The sequence below is a fragment of the Martinezella tropici genome (assembly GCF_008370325.1).
In the GTDB taxonomy this organism is placed as follows: domain Bacteria; phylum Pseudomonadota; class Alphaproteobacteria; order Rhizobiales; family Rhizobiaceae; genus Rhizobium; species Rhizobium tropici_B.
In genome coordinates, this window is the sequence record NZ_VNIP01000004.1 from 431665 (window position 1) to 446139 (window position 14475).

Sequence of the window (14475 nt, forward strand, 5' to 3'; positions counted from 1 at the left end):
TGTCGCGGCAAACGAGACGGCAACAGATACGACCACGGTTACGAAGAGATCGCGACTCACCAACGGGGCTCCATTTTTTGACCCTCAGGAATGGTCTTGACCTCGGCATTGAAGAACTTTTCGCGCCGCGCCTGTGCCAAGTCCTTGTTGGTCTGCTCCGTCTGCAGCCAGGTTCCCATCATGGTCATCTGCTGTGAGACGAGACCGCGAAGCTTCTGCATCTGCGCCACCTGCTGGGCGGCGATCTCATGGCCCACCTGCAGAGCCTTCATCTGCCCATCGGCCGTTTCGGACATTGACCGTAAGGAGGACATTGTCGATTCCTCACTTTCGAACTGATCGGCCGTGAGGCTTGCCGCTTTCAACGTACTGGCGATCGTGTCGCGGTTGGTGTCCGACCAGGTTTGGTAGGTAGTGGAAAACGTTTCATTGCTCGGCAGGCTGGTCTTCAAGGTTGCATAGCTCTGAAACCGCTGTTGCAGCAGGTCATCTGCGTTGCCCATGGAGAACGAAATGCTCTGGCCCTGATTGATGATGCCGCGGAGCTGGTTGAGATCACTCTCGACCTGCCCCCACATGTGTGACGGGAGCCTGGCCGTGTTCTGCAGTAGGTTCTGGTAGATATTCAGTTGTGTTTCGATCTGCTGCGCAAGCTGGCTGATCTGCGTGAGCTGGTTTTGGATCTGCTCGCCGGATTTTCCCACTAACGCGACCAGCTCGCCATTGTTGAGCACCTGCGTCCATTCGGTCGCCGCGCCCGTTGCGGTGCCCGCATTGGCGGACGCAATGCCGCCAGTCGCCAAGGCCGCGGCCGTCAGGCCGGTGAGAAATCTATGCGAAGTTGAGTAGCGATGCGGCATCGTGAACTCCTCTCATCTGAAGCCATTGGATCGGCCAGGTGCGGCCATGTTCGGCATGGAGCGCACGGATGCGCTTCAAGTCTTCCTTGCCTGACGCCCCGACGAAGCTGAGCGCCATCGGGCCAAGCGCCATGTCGAAAAGCCGCCGGCCTTCAGGGGTGACGACATAATATTCGCGCTTGGGAATGGCGTTCGAAACGATCTCGATCTGGCGCTCGTTGAACCCAATTCGTTCATAGAACTCGCGCGTCCCGGACTCGCGCGCGGCGCCGTTCGGAAGGCAGATCTTTGTCGGGCAGGATTCCTTCAGGACATCGATGATGCCGGAGCGCTCGGCGTCCGAAATCGATTGCGTGGCAAGCACGACGGCGCAATTGGCCTTGCGAAGCACCTTCAGCCATTCACGGATCTTGGCTCGGAAGACTGGGTGACCGAGCATCAACCAGGCTTCATCCAGCACGATCAGGCTCGGCGAGCCATCGAGGCGCTTCTCGATGCGGCGGAATAGATAGCTGAGCACGGGCACGAGATTGCGCTCACCCATGTTCATCAACTGCTCGACCTCGAAGGTCTGGAAGGCACCGAGCGTTAAGCCGTCCTCTTCAGCATCGAGAAGGTGGCCCATCGGCCCATCAACCGTGTAATGGTGGAGTGCGTCCTTGATCGCACGCATCTGCACGCCACTCACAAAATCCGACAGCGAGCGTCCGGGAGCTTTGGCCATGAGGGTGACCTGGCGCGAAATGGCGTTGCGGTGGTCAGGGGTGATGGTGACGCCCTGTAGCGCGACCAGCATCTCGATCCATTCCGTTGCCCAAGCCCGGTCCGCATCGCTTTCGAGTTGCGACAGTGGGCAGAAAGCCAAAGTCTTTCCATCCTCCGCACTGTCGCCGCCAATCTCGTAATGATCGCCGCCGGCGGCCAGTGTCAGCGGCAGGAGCGAGCTACCTTTGTCGAAAGCGAAGATTTGGGCACCTTCATAGCGTCGAAACTGTGCCGCGATCAGTGCGAGAAGTGTCGACTTGCCTGAACCGGTTGGCCCAAAGATCAAAGTGTGGCCGACGTCATCGACATGCAGGTTGAGACGAAACGGCGTGGAGCCGCTCGCGACCTGAAGCAGCGGTGGAGAATTGAGAGGATAAAACGGGCAAGGTGCGACTGGGCTTCCGGACCACACCGAGTTGAGTGGGACTAGGTCCGCGAGGTTGCTGGTGTTGATCAATGGCTCGCGGACATTGGCGTACCAATTGCCTGGCAGACTGCCGAGATAGGCATCGGTCGCGTTGAGTGTTTCGATCCGTGCTCCGAATCCTTCAGCCTGGATTAGCCGGCGGATTGCTTCGGCTTTGTCCTGCAGCGCTTCGCGATCGCCGTCGAAGAGCACGATGACGGGCGTATAGTAGCCATAGGCGACAAGCTGCGACGAAGCCTGCGCGATAGCATCTTCGGTCTCCGCCACCATGGTCATGGCGTCTTGATCGACCGACCGGCTTTGCGTCTGGAAAAGCTGGTCGAAAAACGGGCGAACCTTTTGCTGCCATTTCTTGCGGGTGCGTTCCAGCTTTTGGCGTGCTTCTTCCGCGTCGAGGAAAATGAAGCGTGATGACCAGCGATAGGTAAGCGGCATCAGATCAAGGCTATTGAGGATGCCCGGCCAGCTCTCGGCCGGGAGCCCATCGATAGCGACGACACCGAGAAAGCGGTTCTCGATCTTGGGTGTCAACCCATGTTCGAGTTCAGCGGTCGCGATCCAGTCCAGATACATCGGAGCGTCCGGGAGCCGGATCGGGTGGCTCTCGCCTGTGATGCAGAACCGGACGAATTGGAGCAACTCGTCATAGCGAACGATCCGCTCCCCTCCTCTCTCGGCGGCCTGCCGCGTTTCCATCCGTCGGATCGAAAGGGTGTTCGCGAAATATTGCTCGATTTCGCGGATGGCGTTCTTGAAAATGAAGAGCACCGTGTCGGCATAGGTCTTCTTGCGGCTTTCCTCATCGGAGTAGATGTATTTGCTCAGAGCCGTCTTTTTGGATTCGAGCGGCCGATGGGTGAGGATCAGCGCGTGCTTGCTCTCGAAATGTCCTCGTTCGCGCACGAAATGCGCCCGGCGCTCCGCGTCGATCGCGCGCGTCACGGGATCAGGGAAATGGCAGCGATCTTCCGACGGATAGTCGAATGTCGGAATACGGACGGCCTCGATCTGGATCATCCAACCGCTTCCAAGCCGTGACAGAATCGCGTTGATGTGCCGCGACAACTCGTTGCGTTCGAGATCAGTGGCACTTTCGGAATCTGGACCGGCAAAATACCAGCCGGCCATCAGACTTCCGTCCTTCAGCAGGAGCACGCCATTGTCGACCAGGCCGGCATAGGGGACGAGATCGGCGAAGGATGGCCCGGTGGTTCGGAAGCGTTTAAGAGCGACCACGCAAGCCCCCTCAATACCGCCGCCAAGGAGACGTGGTCGCCTTGTAGTAAGATTTATAGGAAACGTGGCGGACATAGACCTGTCTCATCAGCGGATCCGACTTCGCCATGATCCGCAGCAGCCCGACGATTACGATCCAAACCGCGATCCCGAAGAGCGCCGAATAGATCGTCAGCACCACGAAAATCAGGATAATCGCGGCGAGGCCCGTGAGAAGCAGGAGTTCGCGGTCGGCACCCATTAGGAGGCTGGGACGCGAGAGTGCACGGTGGATGCGGTTGCGCTGAAGGCTGGACAAGGACTCAGCCATGATCCCGCTCCCCTGTCCGGCTTTGTCCGGTTGATGCACCCCCTTCGTCCGTCAGTCCGATCGATGAACCGGTTGCGCCGAACAGACCGACGATATTGGTGGCGCCGAGCAGGATGCCGGCGACGAGCACGACATACATCAGCCGTCGCGCGAAATCGTTGAGCTCGCCGCCGAAGATCAGCATGCCGCCGGCGATCGCGACCGCGGCGAGCGCGATTGCGCCCGCCACGGGCCCTGTGATCGACTCCTGGATTTGTTTCAGGGGCCCTTCCCACGGAAGTCCGCCGCCGGAGCTGGCAAAGGCCGGCACGGTGGTTGCGATGACAACCGGAGCGGTCAGCAGCGCGATAGCAATGAATGCGGTTCTAGGCGACATGGCGCGCCTCCTGTTCTTCGATGAGTTGCTCAATTTCGTATTGGCCGTTGGTGAAGCGCTCGACCTGGATGACATCGCGAACGCGCCGTCCGCGCGGTGTTCGTTCAATCGAGATGACGAGATCGACCGCTTCGCCGATTACCTCCTGCATGGACTGCTGGCTGGCTTCGGCGGTCAGCTGTTCAAGACGGCGTAGCGCCGACATGGCGGTGTTCGAATGGATGGTTGCCACGCCGCCCGGATGCCCGGTATTCCAAGCCTTGAGCAAGGTCAGAGCGGCACCATCGCGGACCTCGCCTACAACGATCCGATCGGGACGAAGGCGCATCGTGCTCTTGAGAAGGCGCGCCATGTCCACCGCCTCACTGGTATGGAGGAAAACGGCGTTCTCGGCTAAACACTGGATTTCGGCGGTGTCCTCGAGAATGACGAGCCGATCCTCCGGCGCGCTCATCACGATCTCGTTGATCACCGCATTCGCGAGCGTGGTCTTTCCAGACCCCGTGCCTCCCGAAATGATGATATTAAGCCTAGAGTAGATCGCGCTGCGGATCGTGGAGGCCTGATGCTGCGTCATCACGCCGGAACTCACGTAGTCGTCGAGCGGTATAAGACGCGACGCACGACGGCGGATGGTGAACGCGGGCTTGGCGACCACTGGAGGGAGAAGTCCCTCAAACCGATGCCCTCCCATCGGCAATTCGCCGGAGATAATCGGCTGCTCGCTGTCGACCTCGGATTGAAGCGCATGTGCGACCGTGCCGATCACCATTTCGGCCGCGGCCGACGACATTTCCCCTGCCGGGGCGACACCGTGCCCGAGACGTTCTATGAAGAGCTTTCCGTCCGGATTGAGCATGATCTCCACGACTGTTGCGTCAGCGAGCGCCACGCAGAGCTGATCGCCGAGCGCTTCCTGGAGTTTACGGACAAGGCGAGCATGGGAGCGAAGCTGGTTCATGGACGCCTCCTCAGGCTGCCTCGCAGCGGATAAAATCGGAACGGTAATTGGCTGGACGAAGCTTCTGGAGCGTAGTGGCGTTCGCGGGCAGCATTCCTGCCACTGACATGGTTGCGCCGATCTTTCTCGGTTCGTCTAGCCGGTGAAGCGGCCAACCGACGCGCGAGAGTATTCGTTCGAAGCGCAGGTCGGTCACCGTGACGATCTCGGTGTAGCCGTTCGCTAGGCACCATTCGATGATACCGGCGAACATGGTCAGGGTCGCCTCATGTAGTGCGCCGCCCGCCCTGCCCTCCAGGAGATTCGTATCGACGCAAAAACGGGAACTCTCGATCATAGCGCAGTGAGCATTCAACCGCCCGTTTGGAAGAAGTGACGGAAAGATCCGCGTCACCATGGTGGGGCCAAGCGCTGGAAGCAATCTCGCGCATCCTGCCAATTGGCCGCTGCTGGCGATCGCGAGAATGTAGGTCGGTACGAGAGCGTCGAAAGCGTCATATTCTCGACCGTCGGCAACCGTAACATCCCAGCCCAGGCGCTCGGCGAACACACGCGCGCGCAGTTGGTGATGGCGGTGGAGAAATTGGGCTTCCTCGACATTTCTTGGTTTCGAGATCGCGAGAACTTGCATGATTTTCTCCCCTGTCGTGGGTCGGGGAGGAAATCAGCACGGATGCGAATCGGGCGGTAGTTGTAGAATCCTACAAATCCGGGACGACGTGAGTCGCACCCTTGGCTAGCGGTCAATCGCCATATGGGTGGGTCTTTTCGCCAGCGAGCGCAAACTGGACAGCATGATACACAGCAAAACAAGCTTGGAAGGCGCACCGTCGAGTACCTTGCTAAACGCATGGAAACAAACGACAAAATAAGTATGACCGAGCGATTTATAGCCCTCTTGTTAATGCTTTCTTAACCTTAATTTCCTTGCTGTCGGGATGGAACCGGGAGATAGTTGCGGAAATTATGGCTATGGAGCCATTTTTTCGAAATTGTCTTTATCTCGGAAATAGTTTGAAAAATGAGCCAGCCGCAGCCCAACCGCTTTGATTTCGAGATCGCCCAGCAAGGGTCGAAGATCTCAACCGCGTTGCACATGCTGCGCAGTCAACAATATCCGCCCGACGCTCGTAAGGACCTACGAAAGTTCCAGCTCGCAGAGGTCGCCGACTTCATGGGTGTTACCCAGAGCCACCTGCGACAGATCCACTCGGAGGGCAAGGGACCCGAGATCGATTCCATCAACGGTCGGCGTTATTACACGGCCGAGCAGATGCTTGAGCTTCGGCAATATCTCGAAGCGAATAAGAAATCTGACAAGAGATATTACGTGCCGCGGCGGCGAGAAGGTGAGCCGATGCAGGTCGTATCGGTCGTGAACTTCAAAGGTGGTAGCGGAAAGACGACGACGGCCGCGCACCTTGCTCAGTATCTCGCCCTCACCGGCCATCGCGTTCTTGCGGTCGACCTCGACCCGCAGGCCTCGTTGACCTCGTTGTTTGGAATTCAGCCGGAACTTGACGACACAGCCTCTATTTATGAAGCGCTCCGGTTCGATGATGGGAAGAAGTCGATCGCGGATGTTATCCAGGCTACGAACATTCCCGGTCTGGATGTCGTTCCGGCAAACCTCGTATTGCAGGAATTCGAATATGATGTGCCGCTCGCCATCTCCTCTAAGAAAGGAGACGAGGGCAGGTTGTTCCATATGCGTATCGCAAATGCACTGAAGGGAGTTGACGACAGATATGACGTCGTGGTCATCGATTGCCCGCCGCAGCTCGGTTATCTGACCATCACAGCCCTCATGGCCTCGACCGGCATTCTCATTACCATCCACCCTCAGATGCTGGACATCATGTCGATGAGCCAGTTTCTGATGATGCTGGGCGGCATCATGACGCCGGTCGCCGAGGCTGGAGCCGGGATCCGTATCGAGTGGTTCCGCTATTTGGTCACACGCTTTGAGCCGACGGATATCCCGCAAGCGCAAATGGTCGGCTTCATGCAGTCGATGTTCGCTCAGCATATGCTCCGAAACCACGTGCTGAAATCGACGGCCATTTCAGATGCGTCGATCAGGAAGCAAACCCTATATGAAGTCGAGCGTGTCGATTTCGTTCGATCGACCTATGACCGCGCGATTGAAAGCCTGAACGCGGCCAATGGCGAAATCGTGGAATTGATCCATCATGCTTGGGGGCGGAAATGACGAACTTGTCAGCCGTTTTTTTCCTCGGTTTTAGTAGGTATGCCAAAGCTTTACCGCAGTTGAAGGAGGTTTGTCATGACGCGTGAAAATCCATTCGCGAAGCTGGACATCGCCTCCATTTCTTCAAGTACGACGCCCACAAAGTCTGGTTATGGCATGACAGGCGCCGCAAAGACTGTCGTGCGCTCGATCGAAGATCTCGCGGAGAATACGAAGAAGCTCATGGAAGGCGAAGTGATCGTGGAGTTGGATCCGCGTTCGCTGGACGTTTCCTTGATTGCGGACCGTCTTTCCGACGATGGCGAGGAATATCAGGAGCTCAAACAGGCGATCAAGGAATCAGGACAATCGTCACCTATTCTGGTTCGGCCCAGCTCGACCGACGGCCAGCGCTATATGGTCGTCTTCGGTCATCGTCGCCTGAAAGTGGCTCAGGAACTCGGCATACCGGTCAAGGCCGTCGTCAAGAAACTGGACGACATTGCCTCGGCGATTGCACAGGGACAGGAAAATTCCGCTCGCTCAAATCTATCCTTTATTGAACGGGCATATTTCGCGCAGAACCTCCTCGCATCTGGAATGACCAAGGACGTCATTAGATCGTCACTCGCAGTCGATGAGGCGTTGCTTTCCAAGATGCTCGGCGTTGTCGAGGTGGTCCCTACCCAAGTCATCAAGGCGCTTGGTGCTTCCAAGAAGATTGGCCGCGACAAGTGGCTGAGCTTGCGTCAGCTATTGCTGGCCCCTGCCCTGTTCAAAGCGGCCATGGACCATGCCGGAACGGCAGAGTTTCTTCAGCTTGCGGAAGAAGTAAGGTTCGATCACCTCCATGGATATCTGACACGATACAAGAACAAATCCGCGGCCAAGAGGCCGAAGGGCTCGACCTCCGCGAGGGAATGGACGTCGAGCGATAGTTCGCTGAGTTTCACGATGAACGCCAAGTCGAAGAAGGTCGCCATCGAGCTTTCGAGGGTCGAAGCGAAACCCTTTGGCGACTGGCTTTCGAGCCGAATGGAGCATCTATACGAGGAATACAGGCGCTCGAAATCTGAACGCAACGGAGATTAGGCCGCGAAAGAAAGGGCACTCCAAACGGCAAACCGTGGAAGCCTCTCTCGCTGATGATGGAAGGAAGGCGCCTTTCGGTGGTCCCTTGTTATAATGTTTTTGCAAAAACCTTATAATTGCAACAAAACTCCTGAGGACAATCTTATGAGTGTTTAATGGGCCCGCTGCGAAGACTGAAATCTCCCGTCGCTGCGAAATGAGAGCGACACGATCAATCTTGGACAGATCGCTCGCTTCTCTGTGATAAAGTTTAGGAATTGAGGGAATTACCCGTCAAATGACAAGGCGTGCCGCACGCCTGTTCTTCCGCTCTTTCCGGGCGAATCCACCAACCAGGACGGCCCAATGTAATTGCTTTCTCAATACTGACGCCTCATTGAAATTATCAGCTAAGCTCGTCCCGAACTTATCGGCTAAAAGTCGCCGACATATGACATTTTTCGGTTTGGACTGATGAGGTTAAGGGCGAGGGGATCATAAGGGAATGGCACCGGCGCTCTAACTAACGAGGCATTATTCGGTAGACGCATGCGGTTCCCTCAACGCCCCGGATTGGAGCCTCGAAGGCGCCCAACCTTTGGCCGGCGAGAAGTTGGCTGACGCCTGGCGCCGAAAACAGCGCTTCGGAAATGCAGATTTCTCCTGCGCCCGCCAGCGACTGCACGCGTGCGGCAACATTGACTGTCTGGCCGAAATAATCGAGGTTTTCGTTCAGACTCACAGCGATCGAGGGGCCGCAGTGGGCTCCGATCTTCAGGATAAGGTTGGGGTCGCCATGCCGAGCATTATAGCGCTCGATGACCCCCAGGATGTGCAGCGCGGCCGAGACCGCATCGGCCGGTCGGGAGAAAGCAGCCATCACGGCGTCGCCGATCGTCTTGACGATCGCTCCCGAATGCTCCTGCACCGTCGCGCCGAGCAATGCGAAATGCTCGCGAACTAGCGCATAGGCATTGAGATCGCCAAGCCGTTCATACATGGCGGTCGACCCCTTGAGGTCCGTGAATAGCAGAGTCACCTGTCGGATACCCAGACCCTCTTTCTCGTCGACGTTCTCCGAGCGAAACAGGCGCCGAAAGGTCTGTCGGGCAAGCAGCATGCCGCCCGACATGTAGGGATCAAAGTCGAGAGCCGGCTTGATTGTCTGCGCCAGGATTTCGGGTGGCCAGTTGATTAGCAGCAGCGAGCCGCGTGAGGCGCCGGAATTCTGTATGTCGATAATGACAGGGCCGGGCGGCACCGCCGGCAGCGAAGCGGAAAAGCGCTGCCCGTTATATCCGATCCGCAGGTGCGTCGGCACTGTCACGGGTTCGCCCGCGATCGGCAGTGCGAAACTCGCCTGGGTCTGGACATTGATGCCTGCTAGGAGGCCGGAACCGAGCTCCGCCCTCAACGTTGTGACCGAGCCTGGTGGCAGGAAAGAGAGGCCGCGAACTAGCCCCTGCAGGACATCGAGAAAGCGGATCTGTTGGCCGGGCAATCGCGCGTCGCTCAGGAAACGCGCCTTCCAGTGAAAATCCTCGACCGAGAGCGAGGCGGGATCATGAAACGGCAGCCGGCGGAGATGTGGCGACACCGTGAAGGTGACCTCGATGAAATCGTCGAGGTTGGTTTCGCCGCTGACATCGCAGAGGCCGCAGACGTAATGGGTTTTCAAGGTTCGCAAGGCGCCGAAACTGTCGAGGACCATGCCGGATTGGGGACACACCACGTCCCAGCTCATTTCGAACAATCCGCTTCGGGTCGCATGGAGAAACAGATCGATGCTTTCCGCCTCCGCGATGGCGCGGTCGCGTGCGAAGGCAAGCGGATTGACGCGGAAAAGAGACAAGTCGTCGCCGTTGCGGATCAGTGTTTCGAATTTGGAAATGACCCGCGGGCTCCAGGACCGAGCGTGCTCGATCTCAGCGATCTTGCTTTCAAGGAGCCGGTCCTGAACGTCAGTCATGTAGCACCTACGTGTCAGCTATCGATCAGCCATGCCGTGGGATCTGTCTTGCCTGTTGATGATTATAGCAAAGAATACAGTGCGCGTCCGCTTCCGGACACCGAATAGCCGGTCCCGCCGCAATCGGATCCTGAGATCAATGGGCGATAGGCAAGGCGGACCTTCAACCCGATGGACGTGAAAGGCGCGGCAATCGCGGCTAATAGGAAGTCTCCGAAATAGGGGTGAAATAGACGCACTCTGATCCGCTCTGGAGGAAATTACCCGTGACAGGTCAGCGGTCATCTCAGGTACGATACGCCGTCAAGCGGTTTTCTCAGGCTGAATTGCTGCAAAGTGAGCTGTTTCGAGGGAGCTGGCGCCGAATTGTCGCCTTCAGCATGCGTGAAGACTAGGAAATGCGGAGGGAAGGGCTTGAATGCAATGGTCGGGAGGATTTGAATTGCGCGGGCAAGCATGCGGCCAACGCAGCAATATTGGTCGGAGGTGATGAAAGCGGCCAATTCGATTTTTGACGCCGCTTGATTGTAATGAGAATTTCAATTACTATTTAATCGTAATCTGCAAAAAGGAATTTCCCTAATGACGTCACTGGCAGTAACGATGAAAGGGCAGATCACGCTAAAGCGGGATTTACTGCAGCACCTCGGCATCAAGCCGGGCGAACGGATCGACGTTGACAAGCTGCCGGGCGGCGAGCTTCGGGTGAAAACAGCAAAGCCGACCGGAACCATCGATAGCTTCATTGGTCGGCATGCGGGCAAGGTCAAGAAGCCGATCACTATTGAGGAGATGAACGAGCTTGCCGCCTCTGGGTGGGCGGGTGAAGAATGAAAATTTCAGTCGATACGAACGTGCTGGCTCGTGCTGTTTTGCAGGACGATGCAAAGCAAGGCCGCGCCGCCAGCAAGCTCCTGCGAGAGGCCACGCTCATCGCGATTTCGTTGCCCTGCCTCTGTGAGCTCGTTTGGATACTGCGCCGGGGCGCGAAGCTGTCGAAGGAAGACGTAGCCCTGACTATCCGCGATTTGCTGGATGCCGGGAATGTGGTGATGAACCGGCCCGCCGTCGAGGCCGGGCTTGCGATCCTCGAGGCGGGTGGTGATTTTGCGGACGGGATCATTGCCTATGAGGGCAATTGGCTGGGTGGTGAAACCTTCGTCTCGTTCGATAAGAAGGCGGTCGAGCTGCTTGCAGAGCAGGGGCAGACGGCACGGCTTCTGCCCTGACGGATTGGTGACGATCTGGCCGATTCGAGCCATGAAATTAGAGCAGGAGGGGAGACTTTCGATAGATTCTGAGCTTATAAGGGCCGTCACTGAATTTCGGACACACGTTGCATTGTGGCTAGCTCAGAAGCTGTATTGTCTTACGCTTTTCTATTTCTTGGCTTCAGGCATATTCAGTGTGTATCGCGTGTGGCGCCGCTCGCCGCTCCGGCTCATTACTCCCTTCTCCACCATATCCTGAAGGTCGCGTGTTGCAGTCGCACGGGAGGTTCCGGTGATCGAGATGTAGATTTCGGCGTTTAAACCGCCTTTGAAGCCTTCAATCCCTTCTCGAAACATACGGGAGACGACCTTGTCCTGGCGTTCATTGAACTGGCCGCGGAATCGGTCATAGAATTTTCCTTTGCCGATATAAAACGCGATTCGGGCAAGGGTCGCCTGCTGCGCCTCCAATATGGTCTGAGAGAAATAGATGAGCCATTCAGTAATGTCGAGCGTGCGCTGATTTGCTTCGAGTTCGCCGTAACACGCCTTACGGCTCTTTTCGATCGTGTATGCAAGCGAGGTCAGGCTTGGTTGCCCGATACTTTGCGCAAGCGACTTTTCGGCCAGTGCTCGGCCGATCCTACCATTTCCGTCTTCAAAGGGATGGATACTTTCGAAATAGAGGTGACCAATTGCGGCTCGCGTCAGAGTGGGAAGCGGAATTGTGCCTTTCGGTGCGGAACTATTGAACCATGACAGATACGCGTCCATCTCGGCCGGTACTCTGGAAGGTGGCGCCTCGAAGTGAACAACTGGTTTGTCGAAACGTCCGGACACAATTTGCCAGTTTTGCACGCATTTGTGAGCTATAGCGATGGAGTCTATCGCTCATCAGACGTCGTATAATGTAGGCTTGCCAGTCTGGTCTACATTACCAAACGCGCCGCCCGTCCGTTCTTTCGCTCCGCGTTGTTATAGTAGCTCGCGGCCTGCGCCACCGACTTATGGAGGGACTGCTGCATCGCCTCCTGCAGCGGCACGCCGCGATTGGCCGCCTCAGTCAGATACCCCGATCGCAGCCCGTGCGCCGAAAACATTTCCGGATCCAGACCCGCCTGCTTGCAACGCGCTTTCAGGATCAGATTGACGGACTGCGGCGTCAGCGCCCGCCGGTCGATATTGCCCCATTGGTCGATCCGCCGGAACACCGGTCCAGTCTCAATCTTGGCCTCCGCAAGCCACTCCTTCAGTGCTTCGACCGGCCGACCGATCAGAACCACATGCACCTGGTCTTCCGCCGTCGTCGTCTTCGTGCGGCCGAGATTGACGGTGAGGCATGGCAGGAGAGGGGAGGCGGCATTTTTCGGATCGGCACGCACCGGTTCTTCGTCGACCAGATCCTCGACCCGCAAGTCGGCGACTTCGGAGCGCCGGCGGCCGCCGGAGGCGAAGGCGGTCAGCAGCAGGGCGCGGTCGCGGAGATCGACGAGGCGGTCGCCGGCACAGGTGGCCAGCAGCTTTGCCAGCATATCGCCGGTGACCGCTCTTTTGCTTTTGCGGCGGCGTTGCCGCGGCGCGGCTCGCACCGCCAGCCGCAAAGCAGACTTCAAAGAGGGAGTACTAAAGAAACCGGCCAGACCGCGCCAGCGGGTGAGGATCGACCAAGAGGTCAGCCGCCGACGCACGGTGTCTGGCGCGTGCGGACCTTCAGCGCGCAGCAGCCCCTGGGCACGCAATTCCGTCTCGACCGCCGCCGGCATGCCGTGGCTGGGGTCCTCGGCACGCTCGATGGGATCCCAGAGATGATGGGCGACGAATTTCAGGAGCAGACTTTCCGGCGCCGGCCAGGGTAGGGGGCTGCCCGTCGCAAGCCCGCACCAGGCCTCGAGATAGCCCAGATCGGAGGCAAGCGCCCGCAGCGTGTTGTCGCCCATGCCTTCCTTGGCCAGATGCTTCAGGGTGGCAACATCCTCGTCGGTCAGCAGCGTTGCGAGATGATCGCGGCGGCCGAACGGTAGAATGGCGTCGAGCGCATCGAGTTCGTCGGCGCGATTCAGCACCGGATCGGCGGGGGAGAGGAGGGGGATGGCTTTGCGTGTCATTGCGCTGATGATGCAGGATGACGCATTATATCCGTTCGCCCGAAATCATTTCCCTTGAAGAGCAGAGGGGCCCTGGCAACGCTTGCAACCGCATAGGAAAAGCAATCCCCCATGTTCAATCCGGCCGGATGGCGGCCTTTGCCGAACTGGTCGAAAGCCTTCTCAGCGGCATAATAATGCCGCTCGCCAAAGGCCACCGCGGTCACGTTTGGCAACGCAACGAGCTGTGAAATGATGGTCGCGGCGTTGGGAAAGCTCTTGCCAGTCAGTACCATTCGTGCCTCAAGCAAGGTCGGCCAGCCAATGACGACTTCCTCACGGGTGACGAGCGCATGAAACCGTTCAGCTTCAGGCTCTCCCAGTGACGTGGCCACAATGACCGACGTGTCGACGGCGATCATTTCGGCAAACCGTTTTCATCGTAGAGATCATCGTGAGCGGAGGTGGTGCCGGGTGGCACAGATCGCCGGCCCTCCGCCATCAGCTCCCAAAGCGTATCGGCCGGCGTGTGTGCCGACTTTTGCCGCAGTTCCCGGTCGTAGTGCTCAAGGGCCAGTTCAACGAGCTTATTGATCGGCTGGCCGGTGCGCCGCGCGAGTGCATGCGCGAGGTCTCTGGCCTTGGTGCTGCGGACGGAGAGTTGCGGTTCGGACATGACTTTTCCTCATCGAAATCGAATTCACATATAGGGATTTGCGCTGCTGATGGCAAGTTTTGGGGGGCGGATGGCTAACTATCGATACATGATAATTATCGATGGTTAGAACGTCAGAAAAACATCGTCCCGAGCAACGGAAGCAAATGCTAAATTCGCTTCAACAACGTAAAAGAACAGCGTTAATTCATATGGTTAACGAATGGAAAAGCCGCTCGTGATTGCGGTGATTGGGGGTAACTGGGGCAAAATCGATGGCAGCGCCCGCCTGGCAGGCAGACGTGTTTCGACGCATCTATCATGATCTGCTGCAGCGGGTAAGACTTGGACAAGATGAA

The 14475-nt window shown here is 57.6% G+C and carries 14 protein-coding genes and 1 pseudogene; 4 read left to right on the forward strand and 11 right to left on the reverse strand.

Annotated elements, in window-relative coordinates; genetic code table 11:
- Positions 1 to 56: 56 nt before the first annotated feature.
- From trbJ to FP026_RS07810, 6 genes are read right to left on the reverse strand one after another with little or no spacing between them, the layout of a single operon-like run.
- Positions 57 to 860 carry a P-type conjugative transfer protein TrbJ gene (gene trbJ / locus FP026_RS07785; protein ID WP_149634036.1) on the reverse strand — a complete coding sequence of 268 codons (804 nt, stop codon included), beginning with the start codon at positions 858 to 860 and terminating at the stop codon, positions 57 to 59.
- Positions 832 to 3288, reverse strand: coding sequence for a conjugal transfer protein TrbE (locus tag FP026_RS07790; protein WP_149634037.1), 2457 nt, complete (start codon positions 3286 to 3288; stop codon positions 832 to 834). Before FP026_RS07790 ends, trbJ begins: the two co-directional genes overlap by 29 nt.
- 10 nt (positions 3289 to 3298) lie before the next feature.
- Complete coding sequence (locus FP026_RS07795; protein ID WP_149634038.1) at positions 3299 to 3598, reverse strand: conjugal transfer protein TrbD; 300 nt, start codon at positions 3596 to 3598, stop codon at positions 3299 to 3301.
- Complete coding sequence (locus FP026_RS07800; protein WP_149634039.1) at positions 3591 to 3974, reverse strand: TrbC/VirB2 family protein; 384 nt, start codon at positions 3972 to 3974, stop codon at positions 3591 to 3593. Before FP026_RS07800 ends, FP026_RS07795 begins: the two co-directional genes overlap by 8 nt.
- Complete coding sequence (gene trbB / locus FP026_RS07805; RefSeq protein WP_149634040.1) at positions 3964 to 4935, reverse strand: P-type conjugative transfer ATPase TrbB; 972 nt, start codon at positions 4933 to 4935, stop codon at positions 3964 to 3966. Before trbB ends, FP026_RS07800 begins: the two co-directional genes overlap by 11 nt.
- Before the next feature lie 10 nt (positions 4936 to 4945).
- Positions 4946 to 5566, reverse strand: coding sequence for an acyl-homoserine-lactone synthase (locus FP026_RS07810; protein ID WP_149634041.1), 621 nt, complete (start codon positions 5564 to 5566; stop codon positions 4946 to 4948).
- A 390-nt stretch (positions 5567 to 5956) separates the two neighbouring features.
- Between FP026_RS07810 and repA the strand changes: the two genes are divergently transcribed.
- The gene (gene repA / locus FP026_RS07815; RefSeq protein WP_149634042.1) at positions 5957 to 7147 is read left to right on the forward strand and encodes a plasmid partitioning protein RepA; all 1191 of its coding nucleotides are present in this window, start codon (positions 5957 to 5959) and stop codon (positions 7145 to 7147) included.
- Positions 7148 to 7222: 75 nt separating this feature from the next.
- Positions 7223 to 8218: a plasmid partitioning protein RepB gene (gene repB / locus FP026_RS07820; RefSeq protein WP_149634043.1), complete on the forward strand. Its 996-nt coding sequence runs from the start codon at positions 7223 to 7225 to the stop codon at positions 8216 to 8218.
- A gap of 502 nt (positions 8219 to 8720) precedes the next feature.
- Here repB and FP026_RS07825 read toward each other — a convergent pair.
- Entirely contained in the window at positions 8721 to 10166 is a 1446-nt protein-coding gene (locus FP026_RS07825) for an adenylate/guanylate cyclase domain-containing protein (protein WP_149634044.1), read from the reverse strand.
- A 582-nt stretch (positions 10167 to 10748) separates the two neighbouring features.
- On the opposite strand from FP026_RS07825, the gene FP026_RS07830 reads away from it, so the two are divergent.
- Entirely contained in the window at positions 10749 to 11000 is a 252-nt protein-coding gene (locus FP026_RS07830) for an AbrB/MazE/SpoVT family DNA-binding domain-containing protein (protein ID WP_149634045.1), read from the forward strand.
- Entirely contained in the window at positions 10997 to 11395 is a 399-nt protein-coding gene (locus FP026_RS07835) for a type II toxin-antitoxin system VapC family toxin (protein WP_149634046.1), read from the forward strand. The genes FP026_RS07830 and FP026_RS07835 overlap by 4 nt, the downstream gene beginning before the upstream one ends.
- A 150-nt stretch (positions 11396 to 11545) precedes the next feature.
- Here the strand turns inward: FP026_RS07835 and FP026_RS07840 are convergent.
- The 4 genes and pseudogenes from FP026_RS07840 to FP026_RS07855 all read right to left on the reverse strand — a co-directional run.
- A pseudogene (locus FP026_RS07840) lies at positions 11546 to 12223 on the reverse strand (Fic family protein); the annotation flags it as partial.
- An 83-nt stretch (positions 12224 to 12306) separates the two neighbouring features.
- Positions 12307 to 13482 (reverse strand): site-specific integrase, encoded by a 1176-nt coding sequence (locus FP026_RS07845; RefSeq protein ID WP_149634048.1) that lies wholly within the window; start codon positions 13480 to 13482, stop codon positions 12307 to 12309.
- Positions 13479 to 13883, reverse strand: a complete 405-nt coding sequence (locus FP026_RS07850) for a type II toxin-antitoxin system VapC family toxin (RefSeq protein ID WP_149634049.1) — start codon at positions 13881 to 13883, stop codon at positions 13479 to 13481. Before FP026_RS07850 ends, FP026_RS07845 begins: the two co-directional genes overlap by 4 nt.
- Positions 13880 to 14137 carry a type II toxin-antitoxin system VapB family antitoxin gene (locus FP026_RS07855; RefSeq protein ID WP_149634050.1) on the reverse strand — a complete coding sequence of 86 codons (258 nt, stop codon included), beginning with the start codon at positions 14135 to 14137 and terminating at the stop codon, positions 13880 to 13882. The genes FP026_RS07850 and FP026_RS07855 overlap by 4 nt, the downstream gene beginning before the upstream one ends.
- Positions 14138 to 14475 lie beyond the last annotated feature (338 nt).